The following is a 21,044-nucleotide window of genomic DNA, read 5'->3' on the forward strand; positions in this document are numbered from 1 at the left end:
TAGCAAGACATTACTCAGGAGAGTTTGTGAACGATTTTATTGTCGATGTAACGGCAGAAAACGCCCAGCAGGTACTCATTGAAGAATCCATGAATCGCCCGGTTCTGGTGGATTTCTGGGCCGATTGGTGCGAGCCGTGCAAACAGCTGATGCCAGTTTTGGAAAAGCTCGCGAATGAATATGCAGGCCAGTTCCTCCTGGCAAAAGTGAATGCCGACACCGAGCAGATGATCGCCGGCCAGCTGGGGGTACGCAGCTTACCTACAGTTATGCTGCTCAAAGAGGGGCAGCCGGTAGATGGCTTTGCCGGGGTGCAGCCGGAAAGCCAGATTCGTGAAATGCTCGATAAATATCTGCCCAAACCCTGGGACATCAAATTGCAGCAGGCCCAGGCGCTGATTGGTGAGGGCAAGGTGGATGAAGCCCTGCCGTTGCTGCGCCAGGCTTACGCTGAATCCTCCGAGCGGGTGGATATCGCCAAACACTTGGCGGCGTTGCTGCTCGATCAAAACCGCGCTGCGGAAGCAGAAACCGTGCTCAGCAAAATTCTGCTGGCGGATCAGGATGCAGAATACCAGCGCCTGATGGCCCAGCTGGAGCTAAAACAACAGGCGGCGGATACCCCCGAGATTCAGGCGCTGCAGAAGGCCCTGGAGCAGAACCCACAGGATTATGATTCTGCCTATAAGCTGGCGGTACAGTACAGTCAGGCCAATCGTCACGAGGAAGCCCTGGAGCTGTTGTTGGATATCCTGCGCAAGGATATGAATTTTGCCGATGGCGCGGCCAAGCAGGCATTTCTCGATATGGTGAAAAGCTTGGGTGCCGGCGACCCCATCGCCACCCAATATCAGCGCAAGCTGATGACGTTGATGTTCTAGACGTTTCAATCGTATTGCACTGTAAAGGGGCCTTGAAGGCCCCTTTACTTTATACACCGTTGAATAGTGAATCAGCAGAATGCATAAGCTCTGTATCTATATACCCTCAAGTCATCTGGAAGTTGTCAAAAAAGCTCTGTTTAACGCCGGAGCTGGCAGAATCGGCGACTACGACAGTTGTTGCTGGCAGGTATTGGGTGTCGGTCAGTTCCGGCCACTAGCGGGCAGTCAGCCGTTTATTGGTGAGTCCGGGCAGATAGAGCAGGTAGAGGAATATCGGGTTGAGATGGCGTGTGCCGATGAGTCTGTGGATGCAGCACTTGAAGCCCTCTACCAGGCACATCCTTACGAGGAGCCGGCCTTTGACCTTTGGCGCCTGGATGAGCGTTGTGGCGGCAAAATTCGCTAGTGACAGGATATAAACAGTATCCTGCCATTCGCGAGAGAGGACTTTAAAGGTTATCCAGTGCCTGCTGGCGCTGCTGACTGTTTTCTTTTAGCGCTTGAACCTCTTTCAAAATCTGTGAAATCCGGCTATCGCCCTCACGGTTCTCCTGCAATAGCTGTGCCTGGGGGCCTTGTGGCTGAGCATCGTTGCTGGGTGTGGCGGGTAGGGTATTGATGGGTTTTATCCGATGTATACGTACATGAGTATCCAGGCCCTCGGGTATCGAATCAGAGAAGTGCCAATTGCCCTCACTGTCCCGCCAGCTAAATACCTCCCTGGTCTGTTTATGTTGCTCTTCTGGCAAAAGGCCACTGGATTCCACCAGGGTTTCCAGTTGCTCGGCAGATTTCTGAGTACTGTCGCTTACCGCTTGAATGGCGCGTTGGCCTTGCTGGCGAACTGTGTCCAGAGTCTTCTGATCGGGAAGCCAGTCTTGGGGAGACATAATCGGTTTGCCATCGGGGCCGGGAATCAACATGGGTAAGCCCACGCCTACTAATAACAGTACCGCAAGCATATAGGCGTATTTCATTGGAACATCCTTTTTAAGTGTACTCAGGTGGGTGAGTGCTTCTCCCACCCAGAGTCCTCTTCCAGTGCACTATCTTCAGCTTGGCTCGCGCTGCAGCTACCACTATAGCTTCCGCGAAATAACGCCCCGGTGCAGCTGGTATTGCCCCTGTTCCGTGTCGGTGAAATAGTGCTTAAGAGTTTTATGCATGATCGGGAAGGCAATTTCAGCCCAGGGGATTTCTTCCTGGCGAAATAGTGACACTTCTAGTGATTCCGGCCCGGGGCCAAAATTCGTATCGGTAAGCTCTCCGCGATACATCAGGTAAACCTGATTGATATGCGGAATGTCATAAATTGAATAAAGCTCGTCCACACGAATGCTGGCACGTGCTTCTTCCCAGGATTCGCGCAAAGCACCTTCTTCACTGGTTTCACCGTTTTCCATAAAACCGGCGGGCAGGGTCCAGAGTCCCAGGCGCGGCTCAATGGCGCGTTTACACAGTAAGACCCGGTCTTCCAGGTAGGGTAAAACACCGACAATCACACGCGGGTTGATATAGTGGATGGTGCCGCAATTGCCACAGAGGTGGCGAGGGCGGTCATCGCCTTGGGGGATGGAAAATGTGACGGCATTACTGCCGCATTGGCTACAAAATTTCATGGCGTCAGTATACCCATGCAAGATTCCAGCGCCAGCTTCCAGCTTTTTGACGCCTATAGTTGTTAAAGGTGTTGAAGTTCATAGGGCGGTGCCAGCTTTACTATGGCGCGTATTTTATTTTTTTGGCTTGTGCTGATCGCCTTGATGGCCTGTGGCGGCAAAGATGATAAGCAAAAGGCACCGCCACCGCCTCCTGTAGAGGTGCTGGTGGTGCGAGAACAGCCGGTGATTCCGCGCTTTGAATTTGTCGGCCGGGTGGAGGCCACCGATGAGTATAAGGTGCGCCCCCGCGTGCAAGGTTATATCCAGAGTCGCGATTTTAGAGAGGGGGAAACGGTTAAGAAAGGGCGCCTGCTATTTGAAATAGATCCGCGCCCATTTATCGCTGAATTGGATAACCAAAGCGCCAATTTGGAGCGCGCCGAGGCGACTTTGCGGATCGCTGAGCGCAATTATCGACGTGGTCGCAAGTTGGTCGCTACAGGTGCTATCAGCCAGGTGCAGATGGATGAATTACTGGGCACTTTTGAGGAAGCTAAGTCACAGGTCGATGCAGATCGTGCCAAAGTGGAAAGTGCCCGCCTAGACCTCTCCTATACAAAGATTTACGCGCCACTTACCGGTCGCATTGGTCGTACTCAGTTTACTGAGGGTTCCCTGGTGGGACCTGATTCGGACCCGCTCACTACCATCGTCAAGATGGACCCAATTTATGTGTTGTTTGAGGTTCCTGAAAACCAACTCTATGCCGTACAGGTGGATGCCGAGCGCCGCCGCCGGGAGGGGTTGCCGCCAACGAGGCTGGATGTGCGTATAGAGCTGCCGGATGGTAATTTTTACCCCTATCAGGGCCGGATTGTATTTATCGATAACCAGATAGACCCCAACACCGGCTCCGTAGCGGTACGCGCACTCTTTCCGAATCCGGGCAGCCTACTGGTGCAAGGACAATTTGCTCGGGTCTCAATCCGTTTGTATACCGGCAGTGAGGCACTTAAACCGCTGGTGCCGCAATCTGCAGTGCTGGAGGACATGCAGGGGCGTTACCTCTTTGTGCTGGGTAAGAAAAATATTGCTGAAAAACGCTATGTCACTTTGGGGCAGCGGGAGGGGGAGCTCTGGGCGGTTAATCATGGTTTAGTTGCTGGGGAGTCGGTCATCGTTAACGGTTTGCAGCGGGTTGTTGCGGGCAAGCCAGTGACCCCTCAAAACACGCCGCGGAACCCCTACGACGCATCAGAAAAGCCGGCAGAGCCCGCAAGCGGTGGCGCTTCTCCCGTAGGTAAGCAAAGTACCAAACAGCCTATAGGCTTCGGGCAGGGGACACTGCTTCCCGATGACATGGAACTTCCTGAAGGTGTGGAGGAGGGCGAACGCCACCGATACGAGGGACAAGAGCATGATTATAAATAGCCCGCCTGAAATGGGGGGGGCTTAGTGAATTTATGATCAGTGCCTTTTGCATACGGCGGCCCCGTTTCGCCTTTGTCATCTCCATACTGATCTCTCTTGCGGGTATTCTCTCGTTGCCATTATTGCCGGTGGCGCAATTTCCAGAAATTACTCCAGCCACAATAAACGTCGCAGCCAATTACGCCGGGGCCAGTGCTGAAGTTGTGCGCGATAGTGTTGCCGTGCCCATCGAATCCCAAGTGAATGGCGTGGAAGGCATGGATTATATGTCCTCCACCAGTGGCAACGATGGCTCTTATAGTCTCACGGTAACGTTTAAATCTGGTTATGACGATGATATCGCTCAGGTCAATGTACAGAACCGTGTGGAGCAGGCCACGCCGCAATTGCCAGAGGATGTAAAGCGCGATGGAGTGGTGGTTTCCAAGCAAAGCACCACTTTGCTATTGGTCGTGAACTTATTTTCTCCTGAGCAGAAATTCGATGAACTTTTCCTAGCCAATTACGCAGAAATTTATTTGAAGGATGAGCTGGCGCGCGTATTGGGTGTGAGCAGCGTAGTTATTTTTGGCTCGCGCAATTACGCCATGCGCCTGTGGCTGGACCCGAATAGGATGGCGTCCCTGGACGTTACCACCGAGGATGTTATCAGCGCGGTACGGGCACAAAATGTGCAGGTAGCGGCTGGGCAGATTGGCTCGCCGCCCATTCGCAAGGACCAGCAATTTCAATACAACATCCTGGTGCAGGGGCGCCTGGTGAATCCCAAGGAATTTGAGGAAATTACTATTCGCGCCAAACCCGATGGCGCCATGGTAAAAGTGAAAGATGTGGCGCGGGTGGAATTGGGCAGTGAGTCCTATTCCTCCTATGGGCAATTGGATAACCAGGCTTCGGCAGTGATCGGTGTTTATCAGTTGCCGGAAGCCAATGCCATTGAAGTGGCTGACGGCATCAAGGCCAAGGTCAAAGAGCTTTCCCAGCGTTTTCCAGATGGCCTAAAGGCAGAGATCCTCTACGACACCACTCTGTTTGTGCAGGCCTCTATCAAAGAGGTGGTGCAGACACTATTTATTGCCCTGATTTTGGTGATCGCGGTGGTCTTCCTGTTTTTACAGGATTGGCGCTCCACCCTGATCCCCGCTATTGCCATCCCTGTTTCACTGGTGGGCACTTTTGCATTGATGCTGGCGTTTGGTATGACTATTAATACCATCACCTTGTTTGCGCTGATTCTAGCGATTGGCATAGTGGTTGATGATGCGATTATTGTGGTGGAAAACACCCAGCGACTGATGAGTGACGGCCTAACGCCAAAGGAGGCTGCGTTGCAGTCTATGCGTGAGGTTACTGGGCCGGTCATTGCCACTACGCTGGTGTTGTTTGCGGTGTTTGTACCGGTCATGTTGATGCCGGGTATCACCGGAAAAATGTATCAGCAATTTGCGGTTACTATTTCTATGTCGGTCGCGATTTCCTCCCTTAATGCGCTTACCCTGAGCCCGGCACTTTGCGCCAGTATTTTAAAAGTGGGTAAGGAGGGCGAAGTTGCCGGAGTGAAAGAGACCGGGGTATTTGGTTTTTTCAACCGAGGGCTGCATCGCTCCACCAATTTTTATGTGGGCATGGTAAAAGCCTGCGTAAAGATTCCGCTAATCGGAATTATCTCCGTTATCGGTATTTTCCTGCTGGCTTTTTGGTTATTTAGTAGTATCCCCACTGGCTTTATCCCGGACGAGGACCAGGGCACGTTTATGCTACACGTGCAATTGCCGGATGGTTCCTCCCTGGAGCGCACGGGCCCGGTGGTGAATCAGGTTACAGACATATTATTGGAAGAACCCGGTATGGCCCATGTGGTGGGTGTGCCCGGCTATAACCTGCTTACCAACAGTGTCTCATCTAATACCGCAATGATGTTTGCGGTGTTAAAACCCTGGGATGACCGCACCAGTGAAGAGGATCACCAGTTCGCCATTATGCAGCGGGCACAGAAAAAACTGGCGCAGATACCCAACGCACAGATTATGCCTTTTGTCATACCACCCCTGCCGGGTATCGGTACCGTGGGAGGGTTTGAATTTGTGCTGGAGGATTTGCAGGGGCGCAGTATTACAGAATTATCACAAGTAATGATTGATCTGTTGGGCGCGGCCAATCAGCGATCGGAAATTTCCCAGGCCTTCACCAGTTTCCAGGCGGCTACCCCACAGTTGGAATTAAAGATCGATAAAGAAAAAGCGCACGTACTCGGTGTTCCATTGCCAGAGGTTTATTCCACCCTGCAGACTTTTCTGGGCGGATATTACATAAACGACTTTAATTTATATGGCAAAGTATTCCGAGTGATCGCCCAGGCAGATGCGCAGTTTCGCGATGACGAACAAAATCTGGCGGGCTTCTATGTGCGCGCTAACAGTGGTGGTCTGGTGCCGATTACCTCGGTCTCCACTATTGAGCCGGTTGTGGCACCACAAACCATCACCCGCTACAACCTCTATAACAGCGTGACGATTAATGGCGCTCCAGCGTCGGGTTACTCCAGTGGTCAGGCCATGGATGCCATGGAGGAGCTGGCCTCCAGGCTGCCGGAAGGCTACGGCTATGAATGGACCGGGATCAGTTTACAGGAGGTTACCTCAGGCAATCTGGCTCCCATCCTGTTCAGTTTGGCCATAATATTTGTGTACCTGTTTTTGGTGGCCCAGTATGAGAGCTGGAGTATTCCTATTGCGGTGCTCTTGTGCGTGCCTATTGCGATTTGCGGTGCCATGTTGGTGGTGTGGCTTGCCGGATCTATCAATAATCTCTATACCCAGATCGGTTTGGTATTGTTAATTGGTATGGCGGCAAAGAGCGCAATTTTGATTGTTGAGTTCGCCTGTGTGGAACGGGATAAAGGCAAGTCTATTGCCGAGTCTGCGATTTCAGCCACCCGCTTGCGTTTCCGGGCAGTATTGATGACGGCTATGTCGTTTATTCTCGGAGTGATACCGTTGTTGGTAGCCACAGGCGCGGGTGCCGTAAGCCGTATTTCCCTGGGGTTGGTCGTGTTTGGCGGTATGCTCGCAGCCAGCCTGTTTGCCACTTTACTGGTGCCTGTGTACTACGCGTTGGTGCAGGCGCTTCGTGAGAAGCTCAAAGGGGGCTATACGCCTCAACCCCAGCTGGATGCAGCTTCGGCTGAGCGGCAGTAACTGGCTGGGAGCCGCAAATGGAGATTGCGGTATACAGCTCGGTGTTATCACCGGGAATCGGTATGATGAACGTTAGGGAGCCTTTGTTGTATGAGGCGGGATAAGTGGATATGTTATCGATTATCGAAAAGAAAATTTCCCAGCAAATAGAAGAGCTGGAGGCTGGCGTACCAACAGGGCCAGAATTGTATGGCCATGCCGCTGTGTTGATTGCTCTTACCGAAGAGCCAGACCCCCATGTAGTGCTGACTAAGCGCGCCGATACACTATCTACCCATTCCGGAGAAGTTTCCCTACCGGGCGGGCGTTGGGATGCCACTGACCCCTCCCTGCAATATACCGCCCTGCGCGAAGCTCAAGAGGAAGTGGACCTGCCTATGAATCAGGTGCGGATGCTCGGCCCTCTGTGGCCACGCACTACTCGCTGGCAGGTACATGTCACTCCCTGGGTGGGGGTGATCTCACCAGATACCCATCTCAGGCCCAACCCTGGTGAGCTGGATGCGATTTTTCGTGTGCCTTTGTCGTTTTTTCTTGACGATCCCCGTATCCGCACTGACCGAATCACTATCGATAATCAAGCTATTTATCTACCCGCCTACCAGTTTGGCGACTATGAAATCTGGGGCTTTACTGCCGGAGTATTAACCGAGTTCCTCGTTAGAATACTGGGCGCTTCTATTGGGCGCAGGGATGATGTGCCATTACGTACATTGAATTAGCCCTGCTCTAGAGGAATACTTCACGGATTCGGATTTTTTGATACTCGTTATATTGGTAGCTTTAATCTGATATCAGTTCACCCAAGTCTTTCCAGGCATCCTCTAAAAGACTTAACTGGTCACGAGTATTGGGATCCGCTGTGAGTATGGGAAAATTAGGATCATTCGGTAGCTTAGCAATAACGCCACGGCGGCATTGAAATAGCCAGCTGCCGTCCACCTTGACTAATTCATCATGGTATTCTGCTGCTACGGCAACGCGATAACCAGAGCGAGTCACTAAAATAAATACTGTAGTTGCTTTGCCTGAGGCAGATTGCCCATCTTCTGAAATATGATGTAATGGCGAACAGGTAATATGCCGGCTACCCAGGTTGCTGTGGATGACTGCATAGCGCTCTAGTTTTTCCCTTCCTCGGATTACTCGATTGCCATGCTAGAAGCGACCGCCAAGTGTAAAAAGTGACGCCCAACCTCGGGCATCACGGTTATCGATAGTTAAAGTGTAGCGAGCAAGTAGGTCGCTAATTGCGAATCGGTCTCTGAATAGCTGTAGTTCATTCATCATTTTACCCACTGATTATTTCGCTTCACTATTTATGAAAGTAGCTTCTAAGGCGTGTTTCTGGAGATTATTTACAGGTGCCGCTTCTCCAGCCTGTACCCTGGTGTAGAAAAAATTAGGATGCCGCCGAAATAACTTTTGGGTACAAAGAGGCTTTCAAAAATCTATTATTCTTGCTTAATACCATAAATGGACAGCTTAAGGATAAGCATGTCATGCAGACTGATGTTTCGATAGATCGCGATAAGACTCCGTTTTTTGACTGGGTGGCCAGGACAGATGATTTTGTAGTTAATGAACGCTGGCGCCGCTGGAAGGAGCTGATGGAGGCTGGTCTACCCTACCGCTGTGAATTGTTGCTCAAGTCTCATCATAACAGCACGTATTATGGGGAGTTTGCAGTATCTTCCAATCCTGAAACGGGAGATTCATTTGCTCGAGCCTGCTTCTCTGGGAATTCTTTCCATCGAGCAAGCAATCACTTGAGTGATGGCTATGCCAATTATACATTGATATATCTTTTATCTGGCCGTGGTGCTATACAGCGTGGGAGTTATTTTACCCCGATGAATCCCGGTGGACTCTACTTGGTTGATCTGGCGCAGACAATTACTCATGATTTGGTTCATGAAAGTCGCTCGCTATTGTGTCGCATTCCCCGTGAGAAGCTCGAGGGGTTTCGTTCAGGTCCCAAGGATAACTGTCCTCTGACCATAGATGGTAGCAGTGGTCCCGGCCTCTTATTACGTAATTATCTTTTGCTGTTTCCCCAGGCCAAACAAAGGTGCACCTTTGCTTCTTCCCGCTTTCTCTTTAATCCGATAGCCGAATTAATTATTGCCTGTATCCAGGAGAGTCGTGGCAATTTGCAGGCGGAGTCGGAAACTCCGAGTCGCTTAAAGTCTATTTTTCAACAGGCTTGCAGGCTGATTCAAAAACACTGTTGTGACTCGGATTTGTCCGCGCCACAGCTGGCGGCGTCATTGGATATCTCAACCTCCTATTTACATAGAGCGCTGCGTTTTCATAATACCTCTTATATTAACTTGGTGAGACGTGCCAGGGTGGAGGCCGCATCCGCACAGTTATTGGCAGCCGGGAAAAATGCAAGTATTTTACAGGTGGCGTTCAATTGTGGATTTAACGGCACCAGCCAGTTTTCCCGGGCATTCAAAGAGGAGCTGGGCCTTAGCGCTTCTGAGTTTGTAAAGCGCTCTTTTGTGAAGCGGGAAAGAACTCTGGCACTTGAAAATTGACCCTATCTTTAGGGGTTTTTCTTTTCATTTATAATGAATTTTATCGGATACTAAGGCTAAGGTCCTACCTGTGCTCAATAGCCCCTCAGTCGAAGATAACTCGGAGGCTAGTGATAAGATGACATTAATCTTCTCAGAATCTTGACGAAGTGTTGAACCTTTGGCGGAGGCCTTTTAGAAAAAAGGTGCATATAGTGAACGGGAGTTGAAGCTATTGTGACTAGATGCCTTAAGGAGTCTTCTCTAACCAATTTTTCTGCAACAATGTCTGGTAGTCTTGCAACCCCTAAACTCATTGTTGTCATTTGTAAAATGTTATGTAGTGAATTGCAGCGTATCTTGGGAATAACTCGAATCTCTTTTTTACTACCCAGCTGATATTTCACCGGGGTGCCTTGCCAATCATTGATGATATGTTGCCAGTTGCGTAATTCGGTAAGATCGTCAGGTATTCCTCCCTGTTGCTCTATATATCCTCTACTCGCATAGAGGCTTTCCCGGAGTATTCCCAGCTTTGATACTTTGGCGGATTGCATATCCAGGTTGCCTACACGAATTGCCAAGTCTACTTGGGAATCAATCAAATTCATTGGGGCATCATCCGCCAGTAAACGAACCCCCAGCTGTGGATGCTGCTCGTTAAGCTGTCTAATTGCAGGGACTATAACCGGCTCGCAGAGCGCGTGGGGAGCTGTGATTATCAGTGTGCCCGAGAGTTCCTTGTTATTACTTTTTAAATCGGCCAGGGCGTTGTTGTAGATATCCCGGATCTCGCGACAGTGAGCGTAGAATTGGGTTCCTGTCTCCGTCAGTGAAAGCGAGCGGGTGCTCCGGTAAAGCAACCTTGTACCGAGATCTTCTTCCAATCTAGTCACTGCCTGGCTAATTGCCGACTTGGTACGTACCAGCTTGTCTGCTGCGGCAGTAAAGCTGCGGGCCTCAACTACGGCTAAAAATATCTGCATGTCCTCTAGACTGGGTTTCATAGTTTAATTTCACTAAACACTAATTTGGTTGAATGTGTATTTATCACAGGCGGTGCGTTAGGGCAATATGCTTATGAAAGTTAAAGATCAAGCCTTTATCAAGAGGAGTCGGATATGAACAAGCTACTTATTGAGAAAACTATTGTGGCCAGCGAACAGTGGAAGTCGTTTTTTAATCAAGGGAATGCTGAAGGCTGCGCTTCCATGTATGAACAGAATGCTCAAATGAATGCCAGGCCGTTTGGTGTATTTCTAGGTCGGGAGCAGATAAAAGCTTTCTGGCAAAACCTAGTGGCTCAGGGATTCTCTGATGTGGCTTATCAGGATACCGAGATTGAGGTAGTTGATGGTTCCTCAACAGTTCTTACCAGTAAGTGGAAGATGAACAATGCGCAAGGAGTTATCACTCGGGAACTATGGGTCCTGCAAGAGGATGGAACCATGCGCCTGCGCGAGGATGACTTTGAAGCTATAGAACCAAGCTGAAGGTAACAGTATAAATACTTCTGATTTTCGCTGCTAACTAGCAGTATCGCCAACGCTCGCTGGCCAAGAATTTTTGGCCAGTTTTAATGATAGTTATTTTATAGATATTTAATGTAACAAAAACAGATCCACCCTCGACTAAGAGGTGCCTTTTCAATTAAAGGGTGTGTAGATTTCTTTGAGAAATAAAAAGAGCAGTTTTTAATTTTTTAATTAAATTTGGTTAATGTAAAGGATATACAAGATGCCAGAATATCATCATAAGTTCCAGTGTAATAAGTGTGGTATTTTTGTGGTTGAAAACGGTTCTCCGTTGCCTCCTCCGGTGATGGAACATGCCTATTACCATGCCCATAATGTTATCAGTCAGTTTGGTCCTATCTATAAGGGGATAGCCCCTAAGCGCCGGCCAATGTTGCATTGCCAAAAATATGTCAAATATATTCAGACAGTACCGAAGGCTGGCTCTGCCCAAAATTTAGGGAATCAGGCCGTCAATAAAGTTAGAACACTAGCCAGGGACCGTGGCGGAAATGGTTCGAACACACCGAGTATGGTAGCAGTTATGTACGACAGTGTATTAGAACAGTGGTTTGAAGGATCAACAGGGAATGGAACCAGTCGAGGATATATCCCGAATACGATTTGGAACACTATTCCGGCAGAACTGGATGTAGACCGATATATCTTTGGTCGAACCTGTGCTGAGGTAGACTGCTTGAGAAGGGCATTCAGTCAGCGGCGTAAATCAGGAGAAAACAGTCAATCTATCAAAAATAGTATTTTTGCGGCTCGTCAGCCCAATAAGCACAAAGGGAAATCGGATAGAAGGCCTCCTTGTGGTGCATGTAAGGCATGGATAGCCAGAGCTGGGGCTAAAGCATATTAATTCTTTTATTTTATTATCGAGACATTGCGGCTTAGCATAGTGAGTGGGGGCAGATCATCAATGTGTTTCTACTCGCTGCACTAAGTGTACTGACGGATGCGCAAGTGAAGCCCTATTTCTAGTCAATGATTAGCCCTCTAAGGCTGGAGTGGGAGGCTTTATTTATTACATTCCCTGAATTTAGGCAGATTGCAATATCAGAGCCAATTGCGTTAAGCCTGGATAGATACTGATTAAAGTGATTATCTCTCCACAGGGCAAACATAGAATACAGCAAATCTTATTTATGTTTTGGTCAGGTGCTGAATCATTGTTTTCTTGTTGATTTTCCATATTCTTGCAGTATGGCTAGTGCTCGTGTAACTGTCATAGGGGCTTCGACAATTGGTGCCATCAATGCCTGATGGGTTCGCCCAGTTGCTGCCATGCATCTAATAAGGGTTTTATTACATGTGCAGTTTGCTGATCTGCATTGAGTAATGAAAATTCTGGATCTTCAGGTAAGCCAGAAGCGATGGCACTTCGGCGCAGGAATAGCCGCTCACCATTAACCTTCACAAGTTCATCGTCATACTGGCCCGCCATTACCACGCGATAACCCGCGCGAGTTGCTGCAAAAAACTACTATGGTTGATTTTCCCTTATCGGTCGCCCTATCGAGAGAAACAACATAAAGATATGAAGACGTGATATGTCGAGTACCCAAACGGTTGTGGACAAGCAGGTATTCATAAAGTTTTTGCCGCCCTTTAATCATCAAACTACCGTTTTCAAAGCGACCATTTTCGGTAAATAGCGAGGCACAGACCTTGGCGTCTTGATTATCTATAGTGAGAATAAACTTTGACAGCAAATCGAAAATTGCCAGCTGTTCAAAAATAATATTCTCATCCTCCATAATAATTCATTTGTTCTTCCACTATAGCTATGGTATTTAGGGTCAGAACTGACTTTCAGGAATTGAAAGAGGGGTGTTGACAGAAAGTATCAGTACCTTTGTCGATTCTTTGGAGGATGGGTTAAGCGCTTTGTGACCCTGTTGATTTAACGGCACTCCCTCCAGCGGTAAATCTCCACCAAAGTGCACATCACCTGGTTGGTAGGTTACACAAATCCCATCTTTTGTTGTTGTTCTCCATCGGCCGGATAAGGTAATGACCCATTGTGGACTGGGGGTTGGGTGGAAATCACTTTCCCAGCTGGGAGGTAAGATGGCAAACTCACTGTTTATTACCTCTGGCAAATCTTTGTAGTGATATTCTGGATTGGGGTTGGAATATTGGATTAATGTAAAGCCAGTTAAATAGTGCTCTGTTGTCCTGGAAATATGACTTTTGTCTGTCCAAAGGTGGTAGTACTTTTGCTGGGTTTCATGGTTAGTTTTCATGTTATTCATTAAGTTTCAAGATAGTAAATGGCATTATCTGAAGTGGCGTATAGCCTTCCTTCTGCCATTGCTATGTTTACAAAGTTAATATCCTCAGAGTTTTCGTAGAGACACTGCAAGTTTTCTCCTTGTACTGAACAGGTCATCAACTTATTTAAGCTGGTAAATATTAGCTGTTTGTTCTCTCCAATAATTATTCCATCGATAAAACCCTGTGGGGGTATTTTGATGATTGTTTCTGTTTTAGCATTGCTTGACCCACAGCTGAGCTGGAGGGTGAATATAATTTGTTCATGGTTGAGGTCGTAAAAAGGCTTTTCTTCTGTGATGCTGCAGTTATCAACTAGAAACAAAGTTTCTTGATTGCGGGAGAGTGCAAGCCCGTGAGGAACAATAAATTCGTCGCCCAGGCAAAATAATTGCGATGCCTGTACATCATAGGAGTATAATCCGGTGGGCAATTCGCTTTGTGGTTTAAACCCCTGGTAGTAACCATAATCGGGGTCGGTAAAGAAAAAGTGGGAGTCTGCTTGAACTATCTTGTTAGGTGAGTTAAAGGGTAGTCCTTTGAAGTTGTCAACAATAATCTCTCGGCAAAAGCTATTTAAATTTATGCGGCTAATACATCCAGGACTATCATGGAATCCCTGTTCAGCCACTAGCAGGTGATTTTTATCAGCTGTCAGGCACATACCATTAGCCATATTGCTTCGCTCAATTACCGTATGTATAGACCTGTCTTTAAAATCAAAATAACGAATGGCCGATGGAGTTCGATAATCACTTGAAGGTTTGGAGGTGAAATATAATCTCTTTTGCCAATCGACCCATACGAGGCCTTCATGTGCATCGGTTTCAACTAGCGGGTGAAGGCTATATTGCATAGATTTACCCTTTGATTTTGTTGTTCAGTGCTAAAGATACCTATCGCCTAGACACTTGTGATTTTTAAAGCCGATAATTTTTTTCGCAGTAACTCACTGGCTTAAAAATCTAATAATAGCAGAGCTGCATTTTCTTAAATGTGCATCTAAGGACCACTTTCTACCACCGGTTAACACGAACGATAGGCAGATAAATGACCAAAATAAGGGGTATTCCCATCCACCATAAACAGTTTGCTCTACACCATTAATAATAATGCCGCTAGTATGGTCAGCCCAGGAGAAGCCGGCGAGATAGTGATGCCCTGAAAACAAGGCGATGAGCAAGTAAAGTGACGTTCCAATTGCTGCGAAACGAGTGAATAGGCCAAAAGTGAAACCAATAAATGCGGCAAATGCGCAAAGCCCAGATATAACTACCATGATGCTGGAAAAACCTATAGCTGTGAAATATTGAACGACTTCTTCGTAAGTCTTGGCGCCTAGAAGTCCGAATTTTTCAGCAAAATGGTGAGTAAAGTTAAGCCCAATATAAATACGTATCAGCGCTAGTTGTAAATCGGCGGGGTTGCGATAAGGCTTTTCCATTAATTTTTGCATTGAGCTTTCTCTTTTGATTTCTGTCCATGGCATCTAATCTATTTTACTGAAATCACACTTTTAACGAGGCTTAGTTTTCTTGCGGTCGTATATTTACATGTCTTTCATATGTTCTTTATGGAGGCATGAAAATATTCTTTGGTCGATTTGTTGGTTGGCATATCGCACGGTGATACTAGGCTTTTATATAGCTAACCTAAAATTAAGGAATTCCTTCATAATTCTTTAGGCTGCTTTGAAAGCTAGAAGGCTGATGTTGAAGGTTGCAACTGCTGGGTTTCAGCTCTTGCAAAGGCTATTGGTCAGGAGTTTTGTCTAACCTCTACAGCCTTAGGGGTCCACAAATGTATTACGGAATTTTTCAGGGACTCCTTAACTATAAGTACTCTCTTCATCAATACAGTAATTATCGACTTTGGCAGTGCCGACTATGGGAAAACTAAGCAACAAAGTCGCCATTGTTGTTGGCGGTAATGAAGGTATCGGTGATGGGACTACTCATCGCTTTGCGGAGGAGGGCGCCAAGGTGGCTATTTTGGCGCGCCGCGCTTTGGAGGGGCGAAAGGTCGAGCAGTCCATTCGTTCTTCCGGTGGAGAAGCTACTTATATCCCCTGCGATGTCACCGATAACAAGTTAGTCAGTCAAGCAGTGATGGAGACAATCAGTTGCTATGGGGCAATCAATATCCTGTTTTACGGTGCAGGGACGGGTGCGCCGAATATGTTTCCCTACGAGGGCTTACAGGAGTGGGAGGAGGTTTTTAAAGTCAACCTGACTGGCTGTTTTCTGATGTGTAAAGCGGTCTGGCCCTACCTGATTGGCGCAGGGGGTGGTGCCATTATTAATGTGTCTTCGCTTGCTGCGCAGAGTGCGCCAACCGATACGCAATTGGAGCAGGTTAGTTTCCTACCATCAGCTTCTTACTATGCCTCGAAAGCAGGGGTGGAAGCCTTTACTCGTTATATTGCCGGAATTGGGGCACGTCACAATATCAGAGCCAATTGCTTGCGGCCTGGGCAGATACTGACCGAGGCGGTTACCTCTCCAGAGGGCAAGCATGTCTTTACTAACTTCTTAGAGCCCGCGCAGATGCTGAAGGGGCCAGGATACCCGCTCGATGTTGCTAATGCTGCTGTGTTTTTGGCGTCAGACGACTCTCGCTTTATCACGGCAGAAACGATTAATGTGGATGGAGGCTTGGTAGCCAAGGTTTGAGATTTGCTGCTCAACTTTTGGTTTAGGGGTGCTGCATCCAATCGGTTTCTGCGATTGAGCGTCTATATAACCCTTTAAGTCTATTTATAATAGGCGGCTATTTTTCCTTCCGGAACTGATTATGCCGAGACCCAAGTCCACTGTTTCTCTGGATGAGGTGCACTGGGGTGCGCTGAAAACCCTGTTCCCTTACTTATTGGAGTTTCGCCGGGCTGTCGCCCTGGCAATTTTGTGCCTGATTGGGGCAAAAATTGCGGGGGTCACTTTACCCTTTATCCTCAAGCATATCGTCGACAATCTGGATAAAACCGGTGGTGTTGCCCAAGCCATAGCTCTGCCACTGGGGCTGTTATTGGCTTATGGTGCGGTGCGATTCTCCAGTACTCTGTTTGGTGAGTTGCGGGATACCATCTTTGGCCGGGTGACGGAACGGGCTCAGCGTCGAGTTGGCCTGGAGGTATTTCGGCACCTACACAAGTTGGATATGGACTTTCACTTGGATCGGCGTACCGGGGGGCTCTCTCGGGATATTGAAAGGGGTAATAGTGGCATCGGCTTTTTGATGCGCTTTATGGTGTTCAATATCGTACCCACTCTGCTTGAGATTGCCATGGTGGCAGGTTTGCTTTGGTGGAATTACAGCGGCGTGTTTGCTCTGGTAGTGCTGGTTGCCGTTATTGTTTATATCGGTTTCTCTGTCGTGGCCACCGAGTGGCGCACCCGTTTTGTACGCGCCCTGAATGAAGCCGAATCCCAGGCCAGCAGTCGTGCGGTAGACAGCTTGCTCAACTATGAGACGGTGAAATATTTTGCCAATGAGCGGCACGAATCGAATCATTACGATCGTGAGCTGGCGGTATGGGAGCGGGCCCGGCGTAAAAACCGCCTATCGCTGTTTAGCCTAAACACTGGTCAGGCACTGATTATTGCCTCTGCCATGTGCGCAGCGATGATTTTGGCGGCAGTAGGTGTGACCAAGGGGCAGATGACCATCGGAGATTTTGTCCTGGTTAACGCCTTTATGATGCAAATTTTTATCCCGTTGAATTTTCTCGGTTTTGTCTATCGGGAAATGAAAGGTGCCCTGGCCAATATTGAAAAGATGTTCTCTTTGCTCAGGGTTAAGCCAGCGGTGGCCGATCAGTCCGAGGCCTCAGATTTGCAAGTGCAGGAAGGGCGAATTGAATTTGATGCCGTGCGCTTTGGCTACAAAGACAATCGTGAAATTTTGCGCCAGGTTAGTTTCTCCGTGCTGCCATGCCAGAAAGTGGCGATTGTGGGAGCCAGCGGGGCCGGTAAGTCGACCCTGTTTAAGTTGTTGTTCCGCTTTTATGATGTAAGTGATGGGTCGATTCGCATTGATGGCCAGGATATTCGTACGGTAAGTCAGGAATCCTTGCGTCGCGCTATTGGTGTGGTGCCCCAGGATGCGGTGTTATTCAACCAATCAATCAAAGAAAATGTGCGTTATGGGCGGGTGGATGCCACTGATGAGGAAGTGATGGCTGCAATTCATCATGCTCACCTGTCGGATTTTGTCCGCCAGCTGCCCCAGGGAGTGGATACTCTGGTTGGTGAGCGCGGCCTTAAGCTATCCGGTGGTGAAAAACAGCGGGTTGCCATAGCGCGGGCGCTGCTCAAAAAACCACCGATTATGATTTTTGATGAAGCCACCTCCTCTCTGGACAGCCGTTCGGAACGCAGTATTGTCGCCTCTCTGAAAGAAATTGCCCGCGAACAGACCACACTGGTGATCGCCCACCGTCTTTCGACAATTGTAGATGCCGATAAGATTTTAGTCATGGATCAAGGCCAGATCGTTGAGCAGGGTTCCCACAGCCAGCTTCTGGAGGAAGGCGGGCACTATGCGACTCTGTGGCGCATGCAACAGCAGGAGCGTACGGCTGGGATGGGGGAGGAAACTCCTGTGGCTTCTCAGGTGGAGGAGCCATAAAAGCCTGTCTTGATAATTGTGTGTAGCCAGACTAATGTGGCGCCGAAACAAAAAAATGATAGGCAGAGCGATATGACCATTCCCTTTCACACTACCAAGATCGCTGCCGCACTGCTGGCCATGGCGCTGGTGGGCAGCTGTAGCAAAGACAAACAGGCCGAGGAAATCCGTAAAGATGAAGCGGAGGCACAGATTGTAGAATCCGAGACGGTCACACCGCCCGCAGGCCAAGCCATAGAAAACGCTGATAAGCGTTTTAATATTTATGTACCGGTAGAACTTACCGCTGATATGAGTAATCTTAGCGAGAATCAGCGTAAGATGATCGGCCTGTTGATTGATGCCAGCCGGATCATGGATCGACTGTTCTGGTTGCAGTCCTACGGCCCAGCAGAAGTGCTGCTGCCCGATATCGAAGACAACCGCGCGCGCAAGTTTGCCGAGATTAATTACGGTCCTTGGGATCGCCTCAATGACAATAAGCCGTTTATCACTGGCTACGGTCTCAAACCTCTGGGTGCCAACTTCTATCCGGCAGATATGACTCGCGAAGAGTTTGAGAACTGGGACCAACCTGGAAAAGATGGCCTCTACTCTCTGGTGCGCCGCAACGATGCCGGTAAGCTGGAATTGATCCCCTACAGCAAAGCCTACAATGCTGACCTGAAGAAGGCAGCAGATATCCTGCGCCAGGCAGCCGCGCTGGCGGAAAGTAAAGAATTCGCCAACTATCTGGACATGCGTGCCGACGCGCTGCTCAATGATAATTTCCGTCCCAGCGATATGGCTTGGATGGACATGAAGGAAAATGATATTGACGTAGTAATCGGCCCCATTGAAAACTACGAAGATCAAATGTTCGCCTATCGCACGGCTTACGAGTCTTACGTACTCCTCAAAGATAAAGAGTGGAGTAAGAAGCTGGCCAAGTTTGCTGCGCTGTTGCCTGAATTACAGGAAGGCTTGCCGGTAGAAGAAAAGTACAAGGCCGAAGAGCCGGGTACTGATTCTGATCTGAATGCGTACGATGTACTTTTCTACGCAGGTCACAGCAATGCGGGTTCCAAGACGATTGCCATTAACCTGCCTAACGATGAAGAAGTTCAGCTGGCGAAAGGCACTCGTCGCCTGCAGTTGAAAAATGCTATGCGTGCCAAGTTTGACAAGATCCTGGTGCCCATCAGCGATGTATTGATTGCTCCAGATCAGCGCAAGCACATCACATTCCCCGCTTTCTTTGCCAATACCATGTTCCACGAAGTGGCGCACGGCCTGGGTATTAAGAAGACTGTGACCGGCGGAGCAAATGTACGCCAGGTGTTGAAGGAGACTTCTTCCTCTCTGGAAGAAGGCAAAGCCGATATTCTCGGCCTTTATATGGTGACCCGCTTGCATGAGAAAGGCGAGATCCAAGAGGGCGAGCTGATGGATAACTACGTTACCTTCCTCGCTGGTATTTTCCGCAGCGTGCGCTTCGGTGCAGCCAGTGCCCACGGTAAGGCCAATATGATGCGCTTTAACTTCTTCAAAGAGCAGGGCGCCTTTACCCGCGATCCGAAAACCGGTCAATACAGTGTGGATTTCGAAAAAATGCAGCAGGCCATGACCAACCTGTCGCGCCTGATCCTGACTATTCAGGGTGATGGTAACTACGAGCAGGCCAAAACTCTGCTCGCTGAAAAAGGGGTTATCGGTCCTGAGTTGCAGGCTGACCTGGATCGATTGGCAGAGGCGGATATACCCGTGGATGTTACTTTCATCCAGGGTAAAGAAGTTCTTGGCTTGAAGTAAAACTAAGCAAATTTTCACCTTGAAAACCCGGCATTTGCCGGGTTTTTTATTTTCACCTGGAATAAACTCTTAGGGAAAAAGTAGGGGAAAGTTTAGATGCAACATATATTGAGTATCAGATGTTGCTTTTACGGAGACTCTTTTATCGGTTGATAGAAAAAGCTGAGTGATTAATCACAAAAAATGAGGATGTTTACATTGAAGAAACACTACAGTAGGTTGATCATCATTTTGGATTTATAGTTGAGTCTATTTAATTACCCTGTTATCTGTTTTAAAGACCGTATCTAAAAATTTTAAGGGAAAAACATGGAACGTATTTTATACACTGGTACTAAAAATGCCTCCAGCTGGGCTTTTCGGGCATGGCTTCCTTTTAGGGAGCTGGGTATTGAATTTGAAGAGCGAGTTGTTGATATTCGCAAGCCGCAGCGCTTTGAAAATCTTCGCCGGATTGGTGAGATATCCCCCGCTGTTTCAGTACCCGTATTGGTTGAAAACCAGAGTGTTATTTTTGATTCCCTAGCCATTATGGAATATGCCAACGATATTGGCGGCGGAAGTTTACTTCCCTCAGATCCTTTGGCCAAGGCTAGAGCACGTTCTTTCTTAAGTTGGCAACATGCGGGTCTCTCAGGGTTGTGTCCACGACTTTCTTTTGAAAGCGCTTTTTATCAGGATAAGCGTCAGATGACCCAGTCTGAGCAGGCAGATGCGGAGCGACTGTTTCACTGCTGGGAGCAAGAATTAGCCCATAGTGGTGGCCCTTACCTTTGTGGTGATCTCTCCCTCGCAGATCTGGTACTGGTGCCCACAGTTATCAGGTTGTATGCCCATAGCCCGGAAATGTGTGATTGGCCCCGGGCTCATCAATGGGTAATGAGGCTTCTGGCAAGAGAGAGTGTGGAAGAGTGGATGTCGGAAGCCAAAAGCTTGCCGCCGGTAATTCTGGATGACTACCGAAAGTAAAGAGGAGAGAGGCTTCCATTACTGGTTTCCACACTCAATGGGTACTTTAGGAACTAGTTTATGTGCTTCTTTGTGTCGTCCTCAAATGGCGTATATAACCTGAAAAATGAAGGAAGCTGCGTATTTTCTGTGGGAAGATCCGCAAATGTGAACCTATAGATTATCCAAGAAAAAAAGACGACTAGAATAGGGTGTGATATACGTCAGATTTGCCCAGTGGAATTGG

The 21,044-nt window shown here is 48.4% G+C and carries 21 protein-coding genes; 12 read left to right on the top strand and 9 right to left on the bottom strand.

The features are described 5' to 3' along the window. The first annotated feature begins 26 nt into the window (after positions 1 to 26). The gene (gene trxA / locus MJO52_RS06050; protein WP_252085049.1) at positions 27 to 881 is read left to right on the top strand and encodes a thioredoxin; all 855 of its coding nucleotides are present in this window, start codon (positions 27 to 29) and stop codon (positions 879 to 881) included. A 79-nt stretch (positions 882 to 960) separates the two neighbouring features. Beyond that, on the top strand, positions 961 to 1,290 hold the full coding sequence (locus MJO52_RS06055) for a Nif3-like dinuclear metal center hexameric protein (protein ID WP_252085050.1): 330 nt from the start codon (positions 961 to 963) through the stop codon (positions 1,288 to 1,290). Positions 1,291 to 1,333: 43 nt separating this feature from the next. Here MJO52_RS06055 and MJO52_RS06060 read toward each other — a convergent pair whose 3' ends face one another. Continuing rightward, on the bottom strand, positions 1,334 to 1,861 hold the full coding sequence (locus MJO52_RS06060) for a hypothetical protein (RefSeq protein ID WP_252085051.1): 528 nt from the start codon (positions 1,859 to 1,861) through the stop codon (positions 1,334 to 1,336). A gap of 102 nt (positions 1,862 to 1,963) precedes the next feature. Next, a complete protein-coding gene (locus MJO52_RS06065) occupies positions 1,964 to 2,503 on the bottom strand; it encodes an NUDIX hydrolase (RefSeq protein ID WP_252085052.1) in 540 nt (179 codons plus the stop codon). Positions 2,504 to 2,605: 102 nt separating this feature from the next. Between MJO52_RS06065 and MJO52_RS06070 the strand changes: the two genes are divergently transcribed. The 3 genes from MJO52_RS06070 (at position 2,606) to MJO52_RS06080 (ending at position 7,835) form a co-directional block, all read left to right on the top strand. Continuing rightward, the gene (locus tag MJO52_RS06070; RefSeq protein ID WP_252085053.1) at positions 2,606 to 3,916 is read left to right on the top strand and encodes an efflux RND transporter periplasmic adaptor subunit; all 1,311 of its coding nucleotides are present in this window, start codon (positions 2,606 to 2,608) and stop codon (positions 3,914 to 3,916) included. A 32-nt stretch (positions 3,917 to 3,948) separates the two neighbouring features. Next, positions 3,949 to 7,113: an efflux RND transporter permease subunit gene (locus MJO52_RS06075; RefSeq protein WP_252085054.1), complete on the top strand. Its 3,165-nt coding sequence runs from the start codon at positions 3,949 to 3,951 to the stop codon at positions 7,111 to 7,113. Positions 7,114 to 7,223: 110 nt separating this feature from the next. After that, on the top strand, positions 7,224 to 7,835 hold the full coding sequence (locus MJO52_RS06080; RefSeq protein WP_252085055.1) for an NUDIX hydrolase: 612 nt from the start codon (positions 7,224 to 7,226) through the stop codon (positions 7,833 to 7,835). A gap of 61 nt (positions 7,836 to 7,896) precedes the next feature. Here MJO52_RS06080 and MJO52_RS06085 read toward each other — a convergent pair whose 3' ends face one another. Continuing rightward, positions 7,897 to 8,256 (bottom strand): nuclear transport factor 2 family protein, encoded by a 360-nt coding sequence (locus tag MJO52_RS06085; protein ID WP_286037017.1) that lies wholly within the window; start codon positions 8,254 to 8,256, stop codon positions 7,897 to 7,899. A gap of 359 nt (positions 8,257 to 8,615) precedes the next feature. Between MJO52_RS06085 and MJO52_RS06090 the strand changes: the two genes are divergently transcribed. Next, positions 8,616 to 9,656 (top strand): helix-turn-helix transcriptional regulator, encoded by a 1,041-nt coding sequence (locus MJO52_RS06090; protein ID WP_252085056.1) that lies wholly within the window; start codon positions 8,616 to 8,618, stop codon positions 9,654 to 9,656. 107 nt (positions 9,657 to 9,763) lie between these two features. On the opposite strand, the gene MJO52_RS06095 is transcribed toward MJO52_RS06090, so the two are convergent. After that, the gene (locus MJO52_RS06095; RefSeq protein ID WP_252085057.1) at positions 9,764 to 10,642 is read right to left on the bottom strand and encodes a LysR family transcriptional regulator; all 879 of its coding nucleotides are present in this window, start codon (positions 10,640 to 10,642) and stop codon (positions 9,764 to 9,766) included. A gap of 114 nt (positions 10,643 to 10,756) precedes the next feature. Between MJO52_RS06095 and MJO52_RS06100 the strand changes: the two genes are divergently transcribed. Both MJO52_RS06100 and MJO52_RS06105 read left to right on the top strand, forming a co-directional pair. Beyond that, positions 10,757 to 11,128, top strand: a complete 372-nt coding sequence (locus tag MJO52_RS06100; protein ID WP_252085058.1) for a nuclear transport factor 2 family protein — start codon at positions 10,757 to 10,759, stop codon at positions 11,126 to 11,128. Positions 11,129 to 11,372: 244 nt separating this feature from the next. Beyond that, on the top strand, positions 11,373 to 12,017 hold the full coding sequence (locus tag MJO52_RS06105; protein ID WP_252085059.1) for a hypothetical protein: 645 nt from the start codon (positions 11,373 to 11,375) through the stop codon (positions 12,015 to 12,017). Positions 12,018 to 12,410: 393 nt separating this feature from the next. Here the strand turns inward: MJO52_RS06105 and MJO52_RS06110 are convergent, their stop codons facing one another. The 5 genes from MJO52_RS06110 to MJO52_RS06130 form a co-directional block, all read right to left on the bottom strand. Next, positions 12,411 to 12,602 (bottom strand): hypothetical protein, encoded by a 192-nt coding sequence (locus MJO52_RS06110; RefSeq protein ID WP_252085060.1) that lies wholly within the window; start codon positions 12,600 to 12,602, stop codon positions 12,411 to 12,413. Next, positions 12,586 to 12,915, bottom strand: coding sequence for a nuclear transport factor 2 family protein (locus tag MJO52_RS06115; RefSeq protein ID WP_252085061.1), 330 nt, complete (start codon positions 12,913 to 12,915; stop codon positions 12,586 to 12,588). Before MJO52_RS06115 ends, MJO52_RS06110 begins: the two co-directional genes overlap by 17 nt. 42 nt (positions 12,916 to 12,957) lie before the next feature. After that, complete coding sequence (locus MJO52_RS06120) at positions 12,958 to 13,413, bottom strand: hypothetical protein (RefSeq protein WP_252085062.1); 456 nt, start codon at positions 13,411 to 13,413, stop codon at positions 12,958 to 12,960. Beyond that, complete coding sequence (locus MJO52_RS06125) at positions 13,413 to 14,288, bottom strand: SMP-30/gluconolactonase/LRE family protein (RefSeq protein WP_252085063.1); 876 nt, start codon at positions 14,286 to 14,288, stop codon at positions 13,413 to 13,415. Before MJO52_RS06125 ends, MJO52_RS06120 begins: the two co-directional genes overlap by 1 nt. 93 nt (positions 14,289 to 14,381) lie before the next feature. Then, on the bottom strand, positions 14,382 to 14,888 hold the full coding sequence (locus MJO52_RS06130) for a DoxX family protein (RefSeq protein WP_252085064.1): 507 nt from the start codon (positions 14,886 to 14,888) through the stop codon (positions 14,382 to 14,384). 430 nt (positions 14,889 to 15,318) lie between these two features. On the opposite strand from MJO52_RS06130, the gene MJO52_RS06135 reads away from it, so the two are divergent. The 4 genes from MJO52_RS06135 to MJO52_RS06150 all read left to right on the top strand — a co-directional run bounded on the left by MJO52_RS06135 (position 15,319) and on the right by MJO52_RS06150 (position 20,818). Then, positions 15,319 to 16,104, top strand: a complete 786-nt coding sequence (locus MJO52_RS06135) for an SDR family NAD(P)-dependent oxidoreductase (protein WP_252085065.1) — start codon at positions 15,319 to 15,321, stop codon at positions 16,102 to 16,104. A gap of 121 nt (positions 16,105 to 16,225) precedes the next feature. After that, positions 16,226 to 18,058: an ABCB family ABC transporter ATP-binding protein/permease gene (locus tag MJO52_RS06140; protein WP_252085066.1), complete on the top strand. Its 1,833-nt coding sequence runs from the start codon at positions 16,226 to 16,228 to the stop codon at positions 18,056 to 18,058. A 72-nt stretch (positions 18,059 to 18,130) separates the two neighbouring features. Next, the gene (locus MJO52_RS06145; RefSeq protein ID WP_252085067.1) at positions 18,131 to 19,849 is read left to right on the top strand and encodes a dipeptidyl-peptidase 3 family protein; all 1,719 of its coding nucleotides are present in this window, start codon (positions 18,131 to 18,133) and stop codon (positions 19,847 to 19,849) included. A gap of 309 nt (positions 19,850 to 20,158) precedes the next feature. Continuing rightward, positions 20,159 to 20,818 carry a glutathione S-transferase family protein gene (locus tag MJO52_RS06150; RefSeq protein ID WP_252085068.1) on the top strand — a complete coding sequence of 220 codons (660 nt, stop codon included), beginning with the start codon at positions 20,159 to 20,161 and terminating at the stop codon, positions 20,816 to 20,818. The last annotated feature ends 226 nt before the right edge of the window (positions 20,819 to 21,044 follow it).

The sequence above is a fragment of the Microbulbifer variabilis genome (assembly GCF_023716485.1).
Lineage (GTDB): Bacteria > Pseudomonadota > Gammaproteobacteria > Pseudomonadales > Cellvibrionaceae > Microbulbifer > Microbulbifer variabilis_B.